General features: G+C 60.2%; 22 protein-coding genes and 1 pseudogene. 15 read left to right on the top strand and 8 right to left on the bottom strand.

Annotated elements, in window-relative coordinates; all coding sequences use genetic code 11:
- The 4 genes from P1U55_RS05995 to urtA form a co-directional block, all read right to left on the bottom strand.
- On the bottom strand, positions 1 to 356 hold a 356-nt coding region (locus P1U55_RS05995; RefSeq protein WP_301046621.1), incomplete at its 3' end, for an ATP-binding cassette domain-containing protein.
- Positions 357 to 358: 2 nt separating this feature from the next.
- Positions 359 to 1,585 carry an urea ABC transporter permease subunit UrtC gene (gene urtC, locus P1U55_RS06000; RefSeq protein WP_301046622.1) on the bottom strand — a complete coding sequence of 409 codons (1,227 nt, stop codon included), beginning with the start codon at positions 1,583 to 1,585 and terminating at the stop codon, positions 359 to 361.
- Between the two features lie 63 nt (positions 1,586 to 1,648).
- Positions 1,649 to 3,622, bottom strand: coding sequence for an urea ABC transporter permease subunit UrtB (gene urtB, locus P1U55_RS06005; RefSeq protein ID WP_301046623.1), 1,974 nt, complete (start codon positions 3,620 to 3,622; stop codon positions 1,649 to 1,651).
- A 123-nt stretch (positions 3,623 to 3,745) separates the two neighbouring features.
- Positions 3,746 to 5,035 carry an urea ABC transporter substrate-binding protein gene (gene urtA, locus P1U55_RS06010; protein WP_301046624.1) on the bottom strand — a complete coding sequence of 430 codons (1,290 nt, stop codon included), beginning with the start codon at positions 5,033 to 5,035 and terminating at the stop codon, positions 3,746 to 3,748.
- 477 nt (positions 5,036 to 5,512) lie between these two features.
- Between urtA and P1U55_RS06015 the strand changes: the two genes are divergently transcribed.
- The 12 genes from P1U55_RS06015 to P1U55_RS06070 all read left to right on the top strand — a co-directional run bounded on the left by P1U55_RS06015 (position 5,513) and on the right by P1U55_RS06070 (position 13,733).
- Positions 5,513 to 6,238 carry an urease accessory protein UreD gene (locus P1U55_RS06015; RefSeq protein WP_301046625.1) on the top strand — a complete coding sequence of 242 codons (726 nt, stop codon included), beginning with the start codon at positions 5,513 to 5,515 and terminating at the stop codon, positions 6,236 to 6,238.
- Positions 6,239 to 6,241: 3 nt separating this feature from the next.
- Positions 6,242 to 6,544, top strand: a complete 303-nt coding sequence (locus tag P1U55_RS06020; RefSeq protein WP_301046626.1) for an urease subunit gamma — start codon at positions 6,242 to 6,244, stop codon at positions 6,542 to 6,544.
- A gap of 13 nt (positions 6,545 to 6,557) precedes the next feature.
- Entirely contained in the window at positions 6,558 to 6,743 is a 186-nt protein-coding gene (locus P1U55_RS06025) for a hypothetical protein (protein ID WP_301046627.1), read from the top strand.
- Positions 6,740 to 7,045 carry an urease subunit beta gene (locus P1U55_RS06030; protein WP_301046628.1) on the top strand — a complete coding sequence of 102 codons (306 nt, stop codon included), beginning with the start codon at positions 6,740 to 6,742 and terminating at the stop codon, positions 7,043 to 7,045. The genes P1U55_RS06025 and P1U55_RS06030 overlap by 4 nt, the downstream gene beginning before the upstream one ends.
- Positions 7,042 to 7,365: an antifreeze protein gene (locus P1U55_RS06035; RefSeq protein WP_301046629.1), complete on the top strand. Its 324-nt coding sequence runs from the start codon at positions 7,042 to 7,044 to the stop codon at positions 7,363 to 7,365. Before P1U55_RS06030 ends, P1U55_RS06035 begins: the two co-directional genes overlap by 4 nt.
- A gap of 6 nt (positions 7,366 to 7,371) precedes the next feature.
- Complete coding sequence (gene ureC, locus P1U55_RS06040; RefSeq protein ID WP_301046630.1) at positions 7,372 to 9,081, top strand: urease subunit alpha; 1,710 nt, start codon at positions 7,372 to 7,374, stop codon at positions 9,079 to 9,081.
- A gap of 32 nt (positions 9,082 to 9,113) precedes the next feature.
- The gene (locus tag P1U55_RS06045) at positions 9,114 to 9,254 is read left to right on the top strand and encodes a hypothetical protein (RefSeq protein ID WP_301046631.1); all 141 of its coding nucleotides are present in this window, start codon (positions 9,114 to 9,116) and stop codon (positions 9,252 to 9,254) included.
- A gap of 443 nt (positions 9,255 to 9,697) precedes the next feature.
- Positions 9,698 to 9,922 (top strand): hypothetical protein, encoded by a 225-nt coding sequence (locus P1U55_RS06050; RefSeq protein WP_301046632.1) that lies wholly within the window; start codon positions 9,698 to 9,700, stop codon positions 9,920 to 9,922.
- 187 nt (positions 9,923 to 10,109) lie between these two features.
- Positions 10,110 to 10,628: an urease accessory protein UreE gene (gene ureE / locus P1U55_RS06055; protein WP_301046633.1), complete on the top strand. Its 519-nt coding sequence runs from the start codon at positions 10,110 to 10,112 to the stop codon at positions 10,626 to 10,628.
- Entirely contained in the window at positions 10,618 to 11,262 is a 645-nt protein-coding gene (locus P1U55_RS06060; protein WP_301046634.1) for an urease accessory UreF family protein, read from the top strand. The genes ureE and P1U55_RS06060 overlap by 11 nt, the downstream gene beginning before the upstream one ends.
- A 295-nt stretch (positions 11,263 to 11,557) precedes the next feature.
- On the top strand, positions 11,558 to 12,187 hold the full coding sequence (gene ureG, locus P1U55_RS06065; RefSeq protein WP_301046635.1) for an urease accessory protein UreG: 630 nt from the start codon (positions 11,558 to 11,560) through the stop codon (positions 12,185 to 12,187).
- A gap of 37 nt (positions 12,188 to 12,224) precedes the next feature.
- Complete coding sequence (locus tag P1U55_RS06070) at positions 12,225 to 13,733, top strand: malonyl-CoA synthase (RefSeq protein ID WP_301046636.1); 1,509 nt, start codon at positions 12,225 to 12,227, stop codon at positions 13,731 to 13,733.
- Positions 13,734 to 13,738: 5 nt separating this feature from the next.
- Here P1U55_RS06070 and P1U55_RS06075 read toward each other — a convergent pair whose 3' ends face one another.
- Positions 13,739 to 13,921, bottom strand: coding sequence for a zinc-finger domain-containing protein (locus P1U55_RS06075; protein WP_301046637.1), 183 nt, complete (start codon positions 13,919 to 13,921; stop codon positions 13,739 to 13,741).
- 199 nt (positions 13,922 to 14,120) lie between these two features.
- On the opposite strand from P1U55_RS06075, the gene P1U55_RS06080 reads away from it, so the two are divergent.
- Positions 14,121 to 14,864, top strand: a complete 744-nt coding sequence (locus tag P1U55_RS06080) for a RimK family alpha-L-glutamate ligase (RefSeq protein ID WP_301046638.1) — start codon at positions 14,121 to 14,123, stop codon at positions 14,862 to 14,864.
- Here the strand turns inward: P1U55_RS06080 and P1U55_RS06085 are convergent.
- Both P1U55_RS06085 and P1U55_RS06090 read right to left on the bottom strand, forming a co-directional pair.
- A complete protein-coding gene (locus tag P1U55_RS06085; protein ID WP_301046639.1) occupies positions 14,852 to 15,229 on the bottom strand; it encodes an HIT domain-containing protein in 378 nt (125 codons plus the stop codon). The two genes, P1U55_RS06080 and P1U55_RS06085, sit on opposite strands and share 13 nt — an antisense overlap.
- A gap of 16 nt (positions 15,230 to 15,245) precedes the next feature.
- Complete coding sequence (locus P1U55_RS06090; protein ID WP_301046640.1) at positions 15,246 to 16,823, bottom strand: DUF5928 domain-containing protein; 1,578 nt, start codon at positions 16,821 to 16,823, stop codon at positions 15,246 to 15,248.
- Between the two features lie 149 nt (positions 16,824 to 16,972).
- Between P1U55_RS06090 and P1U55_RS06095 the strand changes: the two genes are divergently transcribed.
- Positions 16,973 to 17,791: a sulfotransferase family protein gene (locus P1U55_RS06095; protein ID WP_301046641.1), complete on the top strand. Its 819-nt coding sequence runs from the start codon at positions 16,973 to 16,975 to the stop codon at positions 17,789 to 17,791.
- Positions 17,792 to 17,862: 71 nt separating this feature from the next.
- Here P1U55_RS06095 and P1U55_RS06100 read toward each other — a convergent pair.
- Positions 17,863 to 17,967: pseudogene (locus P1U55_RS06100) on the bottom strand (IS5/IS1182 family transposase); the annotation flags it as partial.
- A gap of 355 nt (positions 17,968 to 18,322) precedes the next feature.
- Here P1U55_RS06100 and P1U55_RS06105 point away from each other — a divergent pair.
- A partial coding sequence (locus P1U55_RS06105) for a quinolinate synthase (RefSeq protein ID WP_301046642.1) occupies positions 18,323 to 19,034 on the top strand: 712 nt, incomplete at its 3' end.

The following is a 19,034-nucleotide window of genomic DNA, read 5'->3' on the forward strand; positions in this document are numbered from 1 at the left end:
TTCCAAAACAGGACCGCCACCCATGTGCGCTTGTTCTTCAGCGCCATGGTGAGGTTATCGCGCACCGATTGGTCTTCGAACACGGTGGGCTTTTGGAATTTTCGGCCAATCCCGGCCTGGGCGATCTTTGCCTCATTCATGCCGATCAGGTTGCGGCTCATTTCGCCAAAAATCACCCGACCTTCATCGGGCTTGGTTTTTCCGGTGACGATATCCATGAAGGTGGTTTTGCCAGCGCCATTTGGGCCGATTATGGCCCGCAACTCGCCTTCACCGATGCTGAAGCTGAGGTTGCGAATGGCGCGGTAGCCATCGAATGTGACGGAAACGCCGGAGACTTCGAGCAGGGTTGGCATGGTCAGGGGCCCTCCACTTCACGCTTGGAACCCTGGCCGGGGCCGTAATCCGCGCCGTGGCGATCAGGGCGCATGCGGTGGGCGAGCAGATCAAACAACCCGCCGATGCCTTTTGGGGCGAACAGGGTGACCAGCACGAAGGACAGGCCGAGCAGAACGGTCCACCAATCAACCCATGCGATGGTGTAGAACCCGAGCGGAATATCAGGTGCCTGACCGCCGGTGAAGAAGCTGGAAACTAGGCTGACGACCGCCGCGCCGATCACCGCGCCGTATAGCCGCCCGCGCCCGCCAATCGCCACCCAGGCGGCGAGGTAGATCGAGGCGATGGGCGCAATTTCGGCCGGATTGATGATGCCGGCCTGCGGATAGTAGAGCGCCCCGGCGACCCCCGCGATGCAAGCCGTGAGAGTGAACATCACAAGTTTGTAGCCCTCGACCGAGTAGCCAAGGAAGCGCACGCGGGCTTCGTTATCGCGAATGCCTTTGATGACCGAGCCAAACTTACCCGAAACGACGAAGGCTGCGAGCAGATAGCCCAGCGCCAGCGCCCCGGCAGAGGCCCAGAGGAACCAGACCGAGACGATATCCTGGCTGGCCGAAACGCCGGGGAGATTTTGCAGTCCGGAAAGGCCGTTGTTGCCGCGCAACCCGCTGTCATTTTGAAACAGGTAGAGCGCGAGCGCGAGGGTCATCGCCTGGGTGAGGATCGAGAGATAAACACCAGCGACGCGGGAGCGAAAGGCAAGCCAGCCAAAGACCAGCGCCAGCAGGCCGGGGACTGCCACCACGAGGATAAGCTGGAGCGTGAGGCTATGGGCAAAGGACCAGATGAGCGGGAAATCGGACGACCCGACCACGCCGAAGATTTGGGTGCCGATGGCATCCACCACCTCTTGCGGCGTTGGAGGAATCGCCTGATTGGCCATGCTTTCGGTGACGATGAGGCGGGTGCGCTCATACATCAGCCACATGCCGATCATGTAACCGCCAAGCCCGAAAAAGGCGAAATGCCCAAGGCTGAGGATGCCGCAATAGCCCCAGATCAGGTCCATCGCGACGGCAACGAGGCAGAGGCAAAGGGTTTTGCCGAGGGTCTTCACGAAGGAGGTGGAGATCAGGCCAAGGCCAAAGCCCTCAGACGCGATGGTGACGCCGAGTGTGAAAAGCGCAAGGCACAGCAGGAAGATCAGCACCGAGGGGTTACGCATGACGAAAGAGCGGCTCATGTCGTGGTCTCCGGGCGGCTGTTTTCCTGCGAAGGCTTGGCGGGTGGGATCAGGTGCATCACATCAATCTCCCGCCGCGCGGCCCTTGAGGGCGATGATCCCTCGGGGGCGGAACTGGATGAAGATGATGATGAAGACAATCATGTAGGTCTGCGCCGCCAGCGTGTTGGACGGGTTGAGCCATTCGATGCCCTTTTGCAGCGTGCCGATCATCGTGGCGCCCAGCAGCGTGCCCCAGATATTGCCAACGCCGCCCACGACCACCGTCATGAAGCTTTGCACGATGTAATCGCTGCCCATTTCGGAAGTGACCTTGGCGTATAGTCCGATGGCCACGCCCGCGATACCCGCGATGCCGGAGCCGAGGCCGAAGGTGAGCATGTTCACCCGGCCGGGGTTGATCCCCATCGACGCGGCCATGCGCGGGTTTTGGGTGACGGCGCGAGTTTCAAGCCCGAGGCGGGTGCGCTTCATCAGGAAGAGGAAGAAGGCGAGGAAAATGAGGGCAAGCACGAATATCGCGATGCGGATGTAGCTGATCGAGACCACGTCGTTCATCGCCCATGCGCCATCAAGCCAACCGGGCGCGGTGAGCGGGCGAGCCTGGGTGCCAAAGATGTTTTTGGCGAGTTGCTGGAGCGCGATGGAAATGCCGAAGGTTGCAAGCAGCGTTTCGAGTGGGCGGTTATAGAGCCAGCGGATCACCAGCCGCTCCATTGCCACCCCGGCGCCAAAGGTTACGGCAAAGGCCAGCGGGATCGCCACCAGGATCGAGATGGTGTGGTTGGGGATCACCTGCTGCACAACGTAGCCGGTGTAGGCACCCATCATGATGAACTCACCATGCGCCATATTGATAACCCCCATCACGCCAAAGGTGATGGCGAGGCCAATAGCGGCGAGGAAGTAGATTGAGGCGAGTGACAGGGCATCAAGGCCAAGATCGAGCGAGGTGTTGAAGCCAACTTTGGTTTCGATCCGCGACAGCGCCTTTTGCGCGGCATCCGTAACCACGGGGGAATTTTCGGCGTATTGCGCGTAAAATACCGCACCATCGAGGGCTTCGCTAATTTGCGCTTCGGTCACGGCGGGCCGCACCGTGCCGGACTCAATCAAGGCCGCATAGGCGCGGTTTCGGGTGGCGTCATTGTTGAGATCGCCAACCGGGATGCCCGCAACAGAGCCGTCAACGATATTGTCGTTGAGCGCCGCCAGAATATCCCCCGGAGCGGCGCGGGGCGGCAGCTCTTTTGCCTTGGCCAGCATATCATAGGCCTCGGCGATGGAGATGTCTTCGGAGCCGGGCTTTACCGTATAGGCGATGTTGGTGTTTGGGGCGACCTTGCCCTCTGGCGCGACCCGGAGGGTGGTGGCCAATAGGGGGTTAAGCGTGGCGCGGACATCCACGCCAAGATCACCTGACATCTCCTCAATGGCGGCGACACGCTCTGCGTCATCATCGCCGTAGGCAATGGTGAGCAGCCGCTCAAGCCGTCGCTTTTGCGCCTTTAGCGCGGGGTCAGGCTCATCATCAATCGAGGCACGTAAGGGGGTGAGTTGCGAGGGATCGGGGTTGCGGCCAATAGCCTCCAGCGCGTCACTCCGGCGGGCGATATTTGGGTCTAGCAGTTGGAAGCGCACGAGCGCCGATGCGATGAGGCCGCGCACGCCACTGTTTGGCTTGAGGTTTTTCACTGCATCGGAGGGCACGGGGGCAAGCTCGGCACCGCTGTCGAGGTCAGTGAGGATGATCGTGCGATCTGGCCCCTTTTTGCCCTCAAAGAACAGCCCGTCTTCCTTGCGTTGCCACAGGTTACGCGCCTCCCAGATTTCCAGCACCTGCTGCATCCCATCAAGGCCGGAGTCTGCCAGCGCGTCTATCACCGGGCCGATCGTGCGGCGGCTGGGTTTGGCGATTTGCGCGGCATTCTCCTGAAGCGCCGCCTGAAGCGGCCCATTTTCCTGGGCTTGCAGCGCAGGCGCGATGGTGAGGCAAAGGAGCGCCGCGAGGGCGAAGGCCGTGAGGCACCGTATCATGGGGATGTCCGCGCGAGGATGGGTAAGGTCGGGTTGCGGGCGGGGCGGATCATCCGCCCACACCCTAAGATCAGGGGGTCAGCGCCACATAAGGCGGCGCTGGCCCGGATCACCGGAATGCGATCAGTAGTTGCTTTCGATCTGAACGCAGGTCGAGGTTTCGGTGTTGTACATGCCGCATTCGAGGTCTTTCCAATCCGACTTCAGAACGGCCGACTCGGGCAGGAAATCGGTCCAGGCATCGCCGGGGACAGGATCTGTCTCGGAGATGATATCGAACTGGCCGTCGGCGCGGATTTCACCGATCAGAACCGGCTTGGAGAGGTGATGGTTCACGCCCATCACAGCCGTTCCGCCTGTCAGGTTGGGGAATTCCTGGCCCCACATCGCCTCACGCACTGGGTCTACATCGGTGGAGCCAGCTTCGGTGGCCGCGTTTACCCACATGTTGAAGCCAATGTAGTGCGCTTCCATCGGGTCGTTGGTGACGCGGTCTGTCGAGCCGATGAACTCGTGCCATTTGCCGATGAATTCAGCGTTCGCCTCGGTGTCGGCAGACATGAAGTAGTTCCACGCGGCGAGGTGGCCGACGAGGTTAGAGGTGTCGAGGCCGGCGAGTTCTTCTTCACCCACCGAGAAGGCCACCACGGGAATGTCTTCGGCGGAAATGCCCTGCGCAGCCAACTCCTTGTAGAAGCCGATGTTGGCATCGCCGTTGATGGTGGAAATCACCCCAACCTTTTTGCCGTCAGCGCCAAGTGCAACAACGTCAGACACGATCTTGGACCAGTCGGAGTGGCCGAAGGGCGTGTAGTTGACGAAGATATCCTCAGCCGCGATACCCTTACCTTTCAGGTAGCTTTCGAGGATGTTGTTGGTGGTGCGGGGGTACACATAGTCGGTGCCCAGCAGCGCGAATTTCTCAACGCCCAGTTCTTCGAGGTAGTAATCGGTGGCCGGGATGGCCTGCTGGTTGGGGGCGGCACCGGTGTAAAACACGTTCTTCGAGCTTTCTTCGCCCTCATACTGAACCGGGTAAAAGAGCAGGCCGTTCAACTCTTCGATCACGGGCAGCACGGATTTGCGGGAAACCGAGGTCCAGTTGCCAAAGATCACGTCTACTTCGTGGACGGTCAGCAATTCACGGGCTTTTTCGGCAAAGAGCGGCCAGTCGGAGGCCGGGTCAACCACCACCGCTTCGAGATCACAGCCCAAGAGGCCGCCCTTCTCGTTTTGCGCGGCGACCAGCATCTCCATGGTCTCTTTCAGCGTGGTTTCGGAAATGGCCATGGTGCCGGAGAGCGAGTGCAGCACGCCGACCTTGATCGGGCAGGAAACGTCTTGCGCGGCGGCGGCCCCGGCGGTGAGGCCAAGGGCGAGAACGCTGGCAGCAGATTTCTTGAAAAGGCTCATAGTGTAGGTCCCTCTGTCGGATGCGGCGGAGGCGAGCGGCCCCGTAACTTCCTGAATTCGTTTCGTTTTAAACCGAGCGCCATATTCCCGGGTCTTCCAGGCCATAGCGCACCCCGAAAGCGAACCAATGTTTCGCCGTTTGGAGCGCTGTCACTCTTTGGTGGAGATCGGCTGACTCGCAATTTCCTGACGGGCGGAAAGCGGGGCGTCGCGATGCTTTGCTTAAAGGTTAAGCGAAAAATGTGATTGGCGGCGCTTTTTTGGGCGGCCAGCTTGACGTAGGGGCTGGAATGAGCGGCGGATATGGCAAGTCGCCAAGCTGCGTGGTCAAACAGCCGAGCATATAGACCCGTTGAGGAGCCCACGATCACCATCGTCGCAGAAATAGCGCCAGCCCGTGCCCTGCCTCGCCAGCCAAGGGCGAGAGGCGCGGCCAGGGTTTCCGCCCAACCGGGCGGAAAGCTGGGCGCTTTGCGGATGGAGGGCGCGCTGAAGCTGCTCTTTCCTCATCGCGATGGCAGCGCGCTGCAAGCGATGATCGTCAACTCAGCGGGCGGAATCACGGGCGGAGACCGGTTTACCATCGAGGCGCACGCCGAAGCGGGCGCAGCGCTAACGCTTACCACGCAAGCTTGCGAACGCGCCTACCGCGCCCAACCCGGTGAGGTTGGTGAATTGAAAGTGCGGCTGGTGGCGGAAGCAGGCGGGCGGCTTGAATGGTTGCCGCAAGAGACGATCCTTTTTCAATGTTCGGCACTGCGGCGGCATTTGCGGGTTGATCTGGCGGCGGATGCGCAGCTTTTGCTCTGCGAGCCAATCATCCTTGGGCGTGCGGCGATGGGCGAAGCCGTCACGCAGGCCTTTTTCGCGGACCGTGTGGAGATATTCCGCGACGGGCGAGAGCTGTTTATTGATGCAACACGGCTGAGCGGAGACCTTGCCGCGCAAATGGACAACCCTGCGGTAGGGCGCGGCGCACGGGCGATGGCCCTGGTCGCCTATGTGGCCCCGAACGCAGAGGCAGAGCGCGACCGTATCCGCGCGATGTGGGCCGATGACCCGCTTGCCGGGGTCTCGCTGATTGCACCAGACACGCTGGTGGCGCGCGTGCTTGCCAGCGATGGCTTTGCGTTGCGCCAGCGCCTTTTGCCGGTGCTCGACCGGCTGACCGGAAACACCCTGCCCCGATCCTGGAGACTATAGACCATGCAGCTCACCCCCCGCGAAAAGGATAAGCTCCTCATCGCCATGGCTGCCGAGGTGGCCCGAAAGCGGCTCGCCCGTGGCGTGAAGCTGAACTATCCCGAAGCCATTGCGTTGATCACCGACGCCGTGGTTGAAGGCGCCCGTGATGGCCGTTCGGTTGCGGATATGATGGAGGCGGGCGCTGAGGTGGTGCGCGCCGATCAATGCATGGAAGGCATCCCGGAGATGATCCACGAGGTGCAGGTTGAGGCCACTTTCCCGGACGGCACAAAGCTGGTCACCGTGCACAACCCCATTCGCTAAAAGGACCGAACCGATGAAACACGCGTTCACACTGCTCATGGTCACCGTGGCCGCCTCCCCTGCCCTCGCGCACTCCGGCGCGCATTTGCACCCGCATGCAGAAGGCTCGTCGGCCGTGCCACTCGTGGCGGGCGTGGTGCTTATCTCAACGGCGGCGGTGCTCACGCTGCGCCACATCGCCGGAAAGGCGCGCAAATGATCCCCGGCGAGGTGATCGTTGCGCAGGGGGATATTACCCTGAACGAAGGCCGCGAGGCGATAACGCTCATGGTGGCCAACACCGGCGACCGCCCGGTGCAGGTGGGCAGCCATTACCACTTTGCCGAGACCAACCCGGCGCTCGATTTTGACCGCGACGCCGCCTATGGCACACGCTTGGACATCGCGCCCGGCACTGCTGTGCGCTTTGAGCCGGGGCAGCGCCGCGAGGTGGCTTTGATCCCCCTGGGGGGCGCTCGCAAGGTTTATGGCTTCAACCAAAACGTCATGGGGGCGTTATGAGCCGCCGCGCCTTCACGCCAGATCCCCTCACCCTGATGAAGGTGCAGAGCGAGGCCATGATGATGGCTTGGGAGGCCAGCACCGTTATCTGGATGCGCAGCCTTGGCATGATGGGGTTTTGGTCTGTTGCGCCCAGCGAAAACGCGCGGATGATCAGCGAAAAGCAAAGCGCCTTTGCCCAGGCCGCCGGTGCAGCATTTTGGGGGCCTGTCAGCGGCAATAACCACGTTGCAACGGCTGCGGCCACACTGCGGCCCCTGCGCCACAAGACCAAATCAAACCAGCGCCGCCTCGCCCGTCGCGGCCCAGCCAAGGGATAAGCGCCGATGGCCACCAGCATCTCTCGCTCTGACTATGCCGCCATGTTTGGCCCCACCACCGGTGATCGGGTACGATTGGCCGACACGGACCTGATCATCGAGGTGGAAAAGGACTTAACCACCTATGGCGAGGAGGTGAAATTTGGCGGCGGCAAGGTGATCCGCGATGGCATGGGCCAATCGCAGGCCACGCGGGCCGAGGGCGCGGTTGACACCGTAATCACCAATGCGCTGGTGCTGGACCATACCGGGATTTTCAAGGCCGACATTGGCCTGCGTGACGGGCGGATCGCCGCCATCGGCAAGGCGGGCAATCCCGATACCCAACCGGGCGTGGATATCATCGTTGGCCCCGGCACAGAGGCGATTGCCGGCGAAGGCAAAATCCTGACAGCAGGCGGCTTTGACAGCCATATCCACTTCATCTGCCCGCAACAAATTGATGATGCGCTGCACTCTGGCACCACCACCATGCTGGGCGGCGGCACCGGCCCGGCCCACGGCACATTGGCCACCACCTGCACACCGGGGCCGTGGCATTTGGGGCGGATGCTTCAGGCGCTTGATGGCGTGCCCATGAACATTGGCCTCGCGGGCAAAGGCAACGCCAGTCTGCCCGGCGCGCTGGAAGAAATGGTGAAGGGCGGTGCCTGTTCGCTGAAACTGCACGAGGATTGGGGCACCACCCCTGCGGCGATTGATTGCTGCCTCACCGTCGCCGATCAGATGGATGTGCAGGTGATGATCCACACCGACACGCTCAACGAAAGCGGCTTTGTGGAAAATACCGTAGGCGCGATGAAGGGCCGCACGATCCACGCCTTTCACACCGAGGGTGCGGGCGGTGGCCATGCGCCGGACATCATCAAAATCTGCGGCGAGCCGCATGTGCTGCCCTCCTCGACCAACCCAACGCGCCCGTTTACGGTGAACACGCTGGAAGAGCATCTCGACATGCTGATGGTTTGCCATCACCTCGATAAACGGGTCCCTGAAGATGTGGCCTTTGCTGAAAGCCGTATCCGGCGCGAAACCATCGCCGCCGAGGATATTCTGCACGATATGGGCGCGTTTTCGATCATCGCGAGCGACAGCCAGGCGATGGGCCGGGTGGGTGAGGTGATTATCCGCACATGGCAAACCGCTGACAAGATGAAGAAACAGCGCGGGCGGCTTGCTGAAGAGACCGGCGAAAACGACAACTTCCGAGCCCGGCGCTATGTGGCGAAATACACGATCAACCCGGCAATCGCGCATGGGATGAGCCACGAGATCGGCTCAATCGACGTGGGCAAACGCGCCGACCTGGTGCTGTGGGACCCGGCGTTCTTTGGCGTGAAACCAGAGATGGTGCTGCTTGGCGGGATGATCGCGGTTGCGCAAATGGGCGATCCGAATGCCTCTATCCCAACGCCACAACCGGTTTACACCCGTCCGATGTTTGGCGCGATGGGCCGGGCTGTGGAGCGCTCGGGCGTCAACTTTGTGAGCCAGGCCGCAATTGACGGTGGGCTCCGGGAAAGCCTTGGCCTGTCCCGCGATTTGCTGGCGGTGAAGACCACGCGGGGCATCGGCAAGGCCGACCTGAAGCTGAATGACGCGATGCCAAAGATCGAAGTCCATCCCGAAACCTATGAGGTGCGTGCAGACGGGGAGTTGCTCACCTGTGAACCTGCCGAAGAACTGCCGATGGCCCAGCGCTACTTCCTGTTCTGATCGGGTGATCGGCCTCGGCCTGACCGGCTGTGATGCTGACGGGATCGCCCAAGCGCGAAAATGCAGGGCTTTCGCGTTCGATCACCTCAAAATCGTCTTCCTGGGCAGGCGACAAGCGCACCGGCCTTGCCGCCCTTTTCACCTCCACCACATGGCTGCGTGACAGTCTGTAAAAGGCTGGATCATCGCGGATATAGGCCGGCAAACAAGTGCTATGGAACACCCGGCGCTCATGTTCAGCAACAGTAGCCATGTATTTCATGCCCTCAATCGCTCCGTTTGCGTGGGCCGAAATGAGCGCGGCCTGCAGATCCGCCTCCCACCCTTTCAACATCCCAATTTGCTCACGGATCGCACCCAGCGCAGCGGCAAGCGCATTAGGGGCTTAAGCGGCGGTCACAAATTGCTGCGATTCGGCGTGTTTGATAGCTTCATACTGGCGCGTCTCTGTAAAAGAGCGGTTAATCCGCCTTGGCCTGCTCGCCACATACGAATGCTGCGATGCAGCATACTCATGGGTGGTTTGCGTAGACGCCGCTACCTAACCGCATTAGGAGTGTTAGCTTCAGTGCATGGGAGGAAACCCGAAAGTACGCTCATCAGAGGTTTCCAACAGATGGCACAAACGACAGCAAACACCATTCCACTACCGAGCCTACGCGCGTGGATCGGCAGCTTTTTCGCAGGCCTTGGCCAAAGCTTTAACGCTTATGTGGAGCGCCGATCGAGGATCGATCAAATCCAGGCCCTCGACGCCAAAAGCGATCAGGAACTGGCCGAACTGGGCCTGCAACGTGCAGATATCCCGCGGTACGTGTTCCGCGATCTTCTCTATACTTGACCGGCAAGATCTGGTCAGTCGCCGAATGAGCGGGCGCATCGGAGATCGAATCTTCGGTGCGCTCATCCAAGTCGGCCCCCTCCATGACCGGCATTCTATCACCGCGCGCATAATGCTGGTCGAACGATTGCTTCCGCTCCCCCGCAAGCTTACCCTGGGCGCTCAATGTCCGCCGAAAGAGCTTGCCATGCCCCCCCTTTTAACCGCGCAATCCATCCGATCCGGCCAAGCCGACAAAGCGCAGGAGCGCATTCGTCTGAGCTATGAGGCGCGGTTTTTGCGCCGCAAGGTGCTGACCACCGAGTCGGGCACGCGGGTGATGATTGACCTTCCCCAAACCACATCGCTTGAGGCTGGCGATGCGCTGGAGTGTGGCGATGGCCGCCTCATCGCTATTGAGGCCGCCGTGGAGCCGCTGTTGGAGGTACGCGGCGCGGCCCTGCCCCAGCTCTCCTGGCACATAGGCAACCGCCACACCCCCTGCCAGATCGAGCCGCATCGGCTGCTAATTCAGCGCGATCACGTTCTGCTCGATATGCTTACGCGCCTCGGAGCGCAACTTGCCGAAGTGGATGAGCCCTTCACCCCTGAAGGCGGAGCCTATGGGCACGGGCGCACCCATGGCCATGATCATAGCGCCAGCCACGGCCCTGATGAACCGACTGCCCATTCGCACGGCAAACACACGCACAACCATGGCCACTGAGGCGCAAATCCTGCGGCTCACGCAATGGCTTTCGCCAGCCTTTCCAATTGGCGCTTTTGCGTGGTCCCACGGGCTGGAAGCCGCGTTGAACGAAGATCAGGTCACAGCGGATACGGTCGAAGACTGGCTGCGCGGCGTGCTGACCCTAGGCGGCGGATGGGCTGATGCAGTACTTCTAGCCGCCGCATACCGCGCTAAACCAAGTGAAGTCAGCGAGGTTGATGCCATCGCCCGTGCCATGGCCCCCTCTGCCGAGCGGCTGGCGGAAACGCTTGAGCAAGGCACCGCTTTCGCGCGCACTGTGTCCGATGTCTGGCCCGGCGGCAGGCTGCCCGCACTATGCTACCCGGTGGCCCTGGGCCATGCTGGCGCGCTGCATGATCTGCCGCTTGACCTCACAGCCACGCTCTACCTGCAAGCCTTCGCCGCCGCTCTCACCTCCGCCGCCTCCCGGCTGGTGCCCTTGGGCCAAACCCACGCCCAAGCCATCCTCTCCCGGCTAACCGAGCTATGCCCTGAAGTCGCAAAATCGGCCCTCTCCATACCGCTCGATGAGATCAGCTCCCAAAGTTTCGCCGCCGACATCGCGGCAATGCGCCATGAAACGCAGTACTCCCGGCTGTTTCGCTCTTAACCCTCTCAATGCTCCCCAAATATCCCCGCCGGAGGCAAAAATACTGTGTCATGCTAAACGGAAACAATCTCCAAGGCGACGCACCCCAGCCCATGGGCGAGCACCTCCCCGTCTGTGTATCCGGCCAATCAATGGGCCACGTTGCCGTCTTGCACCCCGCCGCAAGGTAGGGAACACTCGCGCCGAAATGACCCAGCCTGCTGCCCCGCCCTTCCCTCCGCCATCAAATTCGCTGCATTTGGCACGGGCCGCACAGCATGAATGCAAGCGCCACTCACATCACAGGACCTCTCACATGACACAGCTAAACGGACCGCTTCGTATTGGGATCGGCGGGCCGGTTGGGGCGGGCAAAACCACCCTGACAGGCGCTCTTGCCCGTGCCCTCAGCCCGATGCACTCCATCGGTGTCATCACCAATGATATCTACACCCGCGAAGATGCCGAGGCACTAACCAGAGCGCAAGTTTTGCCCGCCGACCGCATCATCGGCGTAGAGACCGGCGGATGCCCGCACACGGCGATCCGTGAGGATGCCTCGATCAACCTGGCGGCAGTTGCCGAGATGCAAGGCCGCCATCCGGGCCTTGAGGCCGTGTTGATCGAAAGCGGAGGCGATAACCTTTCAGCCACCTTCTCGCCCGAGCTTGCTGATCTGACAATCTATGTGATCGACGTGGCTGCGGGCGAAGAAATCCCGCGCAAGGGTGGGCCCGCGATCACCCGGTCGGATATTCTTGTGATCAACAAAACCGATCTCGCGCCACACGTTGGTGCCTCGCTCGAGGTTATGGAGCGGGATGCGGCCAGGATGCGCGCAGGGCGGCCCTTCTTCTTTACCGCGCTGCGCCATGATGAGGGGATGGGCCCGGTGCTTGAAGCGATCCGCGCCCTTTCGGGCCTTGGCGAAAATACCGCCGCCTGACGCCGCAACCACCGCGCACCGCACCGGAGACTGCTTGATGACCAATCCACTGCACGACGCCCTTTTTGCCCCCTACGAGGGATCAGATACCCCCTTCCTGCTCAACCCGGATGGCACCGTCCTGCTCACCAACGCAGGCTTTTCCGCCATGGCTGGGCGCTTTGCCAATACGCTCACGGCGATGGGGCTGGAGCCGGGTGACAGGGTGGCGATTCAACTTGAAAAATCGCCGGAGACGCTCGCGCTGGTGGCCGCGTGCATCCGGTCCGGGCTGGTGTTCTTGCCACTGAACACAGGATACACCGAGGCTGAACTTGCCTATTTCATTGAGAACTCTGGCGCGCGGCTGTTCTTGTGTGATCCGGCAAAGCACGAGGCGCTCAAAGGGATTGAGCAACTGGCCCGCGTTGAAAGCCTGAGTGACACGGGCGGCAGCTTTGCCGGTCTGGCCGAGGCCCAGCCAAGTGATGCGCCGGTGGTGGAGCGCGCACCTGATGATCTTGCCGCCTTCCTCTACACGTCTGGCACCACCGGGCGCTCAAAAGGGGCGATGATCTCGCATCGCAACCTACTGGCCAATGCGCAAACGCTGGTTGAGGCGTGGCACTTCACCGAATCCGATGTGCTGCTGCACGCGCTGCCGATTTTCCACACTCACGGGCTGTTTGTGGCCTGCAATGTGGCGCTTCTGGCCGGGGCGCCAATGATCTGGCTGCCAAAGTTTGACCTGGAGAAGGTGCTGCAATCCTTGCCCCACGCCACCGCCATGATGGGCGTGCCAACCTTTTACACCCGCTTGCTGGATGATCCGCGTTTCAACGGCGCCCTTGCAGGCCATATGCGGCTATTCATTTCCGGGTCTGCCCCGCTGTTGGCCGAAACGCACCGCGCCTTTGAGGCCCGCACCGGACACCGCATTCTTGAGCGTTACGGCATGACCGAAACCAACATGCTCACCTCAAACCCCTATGACGGCGAGCGGGTGGCAGGCACGGTAGGGCCGCCGCTGCCGGGGGTCGAGCTGAAGGTCTGCGATCCTGAGAGCGGCGAAGAACTGGCGCAGGGCGAAGTAGGGATGATCGAGGTGCGGGGCGAGAACGTTTTTCGGGGTTATTGGCAAATGCCCGAAAAAACCGCCGCTGAACTGCGCCCGAATGGATGGTTTATCACCGGTGACCTGGGCGTGATGGATTCCAAGGGCTATGTGAGCATCGTCGGGCGAGGGAAAGACCTTATTATCTCGGGGGGTTACAACATCTATCCCAAAGAAATCGAAGCGGTGATCGACGATCAGCCCGGCGTGTTGGAAAGCGCGGTCATTGGCGCGCCGCACCCCGACTTTGGTGAAAGCCCAGTGGCGGTTGTGGTGCCCCTGCCCGGCGCGTTGCCAGACCTTGCGCAGATTGAAACTGCGCTGGCAGGATCGCTGGCCCGCTTCAAGCATCCGCGCCATATGGAACTGGCTAGAGCCCTGCCGCGCAATACCATGGGCAAGGTGCAAAAGGCAGCACTACGGGCGCAGTTTGCCGAGGTTTTCAAGCCGTAAGGGGCTTAGCTGGCTTTCTTGGCAAAGCTCTCGTGGATGAAGCGCTTATCGCAATAGCCGCACTCAACCTCACCGGTTTCATGGCTCAGGCTCAGCCAAACGCGAGGGTGGCCAAGTGCCCCTTCGCCGCCATCACAGGCGACACGCCAAGTGCTCACCACTTCGGTTTCTGGCGGGTTGATGGGCATAAGGTCACTCCTTGCTGGGCGCGGCTTGGCAGGGCAGACTGCGCTGCGAATTCGGGGCGAAAATAGCACGATAAGGGGGCCACGCAAGTGCGCAGCGGCAATGATTGAGAAGGCGGGCTGGCTTGTTGCGCCCACAAAGGGGATGCGGCCATTTTTGCGTTTGCTTGCCGAGGCTGCGCTAGCGCGTGGGGGCCGGGTTTTGGCGGAGCCGTTTCACGGACGTTTTGCCTTTTTTGTCGGCGCTGACGGGCGGGCACATCCGGTGCACGGCGCCGCGCTTGGGCTCAATGGCGATGCTGCCGCGCGGTTGGCGGGCGACAAGGATTATGCGGCGAAGGTGCTGGGCTACGCAGGTATCCAAGTGCCCGAGCACGTAATTTTATTGGCCGGACGAGAGCCGGGCCCTTCCCTGAATTGGGCCCGCGAGGAGGCGGGCTTTCCGATCTGGGTTAAGCCGAACGAGGGGCATGGTGGCGAAGGGGTGACTCAGGCCACGGATTTGACCGCTCTGAAAGTTGCGCTGGGGCCGCTGCGCGCCGGGGGGCGGCATGTACTGCTTCAGGCGCACCAGCCGGGGCGGGAGCTGCGGGTTATGGTGCTGGAGGGACGCGTGGCCTTGAGCTATGAGCGGGTTAGCGCAGAGGGCAAGCCGAAGAACCTGTCGCAAGGGGCCGAGGTGAAGGCGGTAGAAATGCACCCCGATATCGCCGCGCTGGCGGTGAGGGCTGCAGCGGCCCTGGGGTTGCGGTGGGCCGGGGTGGATGTAATCACCCCCGACCCTGCGCTCTCGGATGCCGTGGTGCTGGAGGTCAACGCTGCTCCGGGGCTTGATGCATACGCGGCTGCGACGCCAGAGAACTGGGCGCAGGCGCGTGCGGTGTTGGGTGCAGCCTTGGAGGCGCTGGAGCATTCAAACCAGCGCCTTGCCGATCAAGCGGGTTGAAGCATCCGGCCAAGGACGCGTCCGCCCAGCACATGCACATGCAGATGCGGCACTTCCTGCACGCCATGCTCACCTGAATTGGAGATCAAGCGCCAGCCTGGGCCATCGCCCGCCTGCACACCCTCCATCGTGCAAATCTTGCCAACGGTTCGGGTGAAATCAACGATCTCGGCCTCCGACGCCTCCTGCGCGAAGTGATCGTAACACACATATGGCCCCTTCGGGATCACCAGCACATGCACCGGGGCCTGTGGGTAAAGATCACGGAAGGCCAGGCTATGCTCGGTTTCCAACACCGTGTTATTGGGAATTTCGCCTCGTAAAATCTTGGCAAAAATGTTCTCACTATCATAGACATAGCCCATGGCGGCTTCCTTTTGTTCAGTCGGTAAACAGATGGTCCTGAGAGGCGATTTCCCAAGCCGTATCAATTGGAATATCCAGGAAACGTGCCAAAGGCGGCACGTTTTCCTCGACCTTGGCACTTTCGCGAATACGGTCAAGGTTCTCAAACCCGGCATCACGGATGCGTTCGTTTTCGAACACGATGTCATAGCGGATCGTGGGTAGCAGCCGCTCCAGCGTGTCTTGCGGCGTTTGATCGCCCGCCAACCCAACCCGGCGGGCGTGGCCGAGAAGGTATTCATCAGTGAAATCACACTCGATTTCGAGGAATTTGGTCACTGATTTATCGGCATGGAAATCCTGCATCAGATCAACATTTGATGGATCAAGACAAATGATCAGGCGGTCGGAGTCGTGGTAATCAAACAGCATCCGCATCAGCGCCCGCCTATGGCGGGTGCGCTTGGCCAAGGTGGTTTGGATGCCTCCCAGATCAGGCAGCTCTGTGCCCTCTTCATTGAACAGATATTCAATCGCCGGGATATTGGTGGTCTTGCGGATGTGTTCCAGTAACCGCTTGGCAACGTGCCATTTTTTACACACGACGATCATCAACTCACGGCCTCGGCCAAGGCTGGCTTCCGTCTCCCAGAAACGGCGGGCGAAGCGGCGACCAATGCGACCACGGCCGGTGAGGAAGGTAAACAAGCGGCGGCCTTCATTGGAGATTTGGAACTCCGCCCCTTCGGCCGCATAAAGCTTGCCCAACCGCTTTTTCAGCTCCAAGGCTTCGGGGCTGATCTTCCGGGAAAACAGGAAGTCTTGTGACAGCAGCAGATCATAATGGTCGTTATAGAATGTCACCGGCATCCCGTAGTCAGTGAACATCAAAAACGTGAGGGTGCGGCAACGAATTTCATGCTCCGGCACGAGGTGGCGCACGATGGTCTGAAAGAAGGTTTCATCCGGAATCCAGGTGGTGCGGAAAAAACGCATCACGTCTTTGCGTTGGCGGGTGAAATCAAGCACCCACTCCACCGTGCGGCGACGCAGGCACCACCACTGAGAGCCGATCATCATCTGTAGATCGGATGGCACATCCCGCTGGAGGCCAAGCTGCTTTTGCATCTCCAAGCTTTTGTAAAACAACCACTTTGTTTTGCGTTCGTTGAGGAAATGGCGGTAAATCAGCCGCTCTTCCTTCATGCCGGTCTTGATCCAGTCGGAAGCGAAATAATCGTAGCTTTCGATATAGTCGCAATCATCCTGATCGAGAAACGCATGGGCGTATTCGGCGGACTTGATCGCCAGACAATCGCCCGACAGCATGTAAAAATGCGTGGCGCGGGGGAAGGCATCAACCGCGGCCTGAACGGCGTGCAGCGTGGCCTGAACAAGGCTCCACTCGCCCCAGCCACACTTGATGCGCTTCTGCGCGAAGGTGACGTTTGGATTGTCTTTCAACGCGCTGTGGATGCGAGAGAAATGCTCGGGCTTGGCGCGGGCGTCGAAGTGAATCGACATGTAATCGCCCACCGCCGTCAGGCTTTCGGCCTGGGCGATAACTGCGTCAGGGTCCTTGTGACACAGAAGGATGAAGGCGATTTTGGCCAACTCAGAAACGCTCTGCCTGTTTTCGTTGCAACTGTTTACGGCTTTTAACGTAACCAATCATTGAAAAGACAGGGTTTCTAGGTATTTTTCCAAACGAGCGATGCCGAAGGGTCAACTTTTGGCGCAAGAATTCTTCGGAGGCAATTTATATGGGCTTTCCAGGCACCTGGATGACCGAGAGCGAAAGCGTTGTGTATCGTGTGGTGCCCAAATGCGCCTGTTCGACCATCGGACAGATCATGTTTTATTCAGATCATGGCGAGTTTTTTGACGGTGACATCCATGACAGCACCACCGGGCTGCACAAATGGGCGCAGGAAGAGAGCCAACCGCTGATTGAACATAACGTGACCTCGCATGCCTCTTACGCCTTTACCTGCGTGCGAAACCCCTACACGCGCATCCTTTCGAGCTTCTTTGACAAGATCTGCGGCATCCAGCGCAACGGCAACCGGTATCGGGGCAAGCTGGTGCCGATGCTGATCCAGAAATACGGCATTGAGGTGGGATCGCCGGAGGACGAATTTGACTTCGACCAGATCAAATCATTCCGCCGTTTCCTGCTGTTTGCGCGCGACACCATTCGCTGGCGCCGCCCGATGGACCCCGATATCCACTGGTCGGCCATGGCGGGGCATGTGAGCACGTTCATCGTGAACGGCGGCACCTATGACAACATCTTCTGGACCGAGCAGTTTAACGATGGCATGCAATCGGTTCTTGAGGCGATTGAAACGCCCCACCCAGTAAATATTGAGGAGATTCCACGGTTTAACGAGAGTGAAGGACATGGGCCGAAGCGGGCGCATCCGGTGGAAGGCTACTTTGACGACCTTTCGATGCATCTGGTTTATGAAATCTACAAACGCGATTTCAACCTGTTCAAATACGATTTCGAGAACCCCGGAAACAAGATGCCGACCGGAGAGATTGACCTTGCTGAAGTGCATGCAAAGCTGGGCGGGTAGCCTTGTGGGGCTGCTGGGGCACTGTTGCGTAAATCGGGTGACAGCCGAGCTTCTCCTTTTCCCGACCGGACTTATCCCAAGGCCTCTGTGACGGGTATGCCGAGCGCGGCGTAGCCGTTCACGCCTGCGATGCGGACTTGGGATTCGGCGACCTGAAAGTCGACAGCCCGTGCCATGCACGGCCCCGCAGTGGTTTGCTTGCAAGCCATGAAAGGGGATCAGCAGATGCGGCGGGCCTTGCCAGCCGCGATAGTGATGTTCACGTCCAACGACTCCTAGCGGCGGCTGAAGGCCCGTTTTGCGACTGGCTGTGCACTGGGTACAACGGGCTGGAACCAGCGGAATTAGCTCGTGAACGCGACGTCTTTAGATGCGCAGACGCCTAACCATGTTATAATGTAAAATCGAAATACTAAGAAAAGATGATCTTGCCCTGACGTCACCCTGAGCCTAGAACCCCGGCAACCGGCGCCCACCAAGCACGGCCCCGCCGATCCCCGGCTCTTCGAAACAATCTGAGGAAACCTCACTTTGCTCGACCAGATTACACTGCGCACCGAACTTGCTAAATGCTACGATCTCACCCCTTCCGTGGAAATCGCCGAAACCAATGCCCATGTTTATGCCAACATGAGCCGAGTTGTCTCGCCCCCGGACTGGGCGATCTTCGCGCCCTATGTCGCCGCAATCAACAAGTTGAAGAAAGAGCGCAACGCGGTCATTCTTGCGCATAACTACATGACGCCGGAAATCTATCACGGCATCGCGGACGTCGTTGGAGACAGCCTGCAACTGGCGATCGAAGCGACCAAGGTCGAGGCGGATATTATCGTGCAATGCGGCGTGCATTTCATGGCCGAGACCTCAAAAATCCTGAACCCCTCCAAGATCGTGTTGATCCCCGATATGGAGGCTGGCTGTTCGTTGGCCGAAAGCATCACCCCTGCGGGGATCGCGGAAATGCGCGCCAAATACCCCGGTGCGCCGGTGGTGACTTATGTGAACACCACTGCCGAGGTGAAGGCGGCATCCGACATCTGCTGCACCTCCTCCAACGCGGCCCAGATCGTGCGTGGCCTGGACAGTGATACGGTCATCATGACGCCGGATAAGTACCTGGCACAGAACATCGCAAAGCAAGTTCCGGAAAAGCGGATCGTCTGGTGGGACGGTGCCTGTATCGTACACGAACAATACACCGCGCAGGACCTGAAGGACTTTCGCGAATGGCACCCCGACACCC

It is taken from the genome of Vannielia sp. (assembly GCF_029212645.1).
In the GTDB taxonomy this organism is placed as follows: Bacteria; Pseudomonadota; Alphaproteobacteria; order Rhodobacterales; family Rhodobacteraceae; genus Vannielia.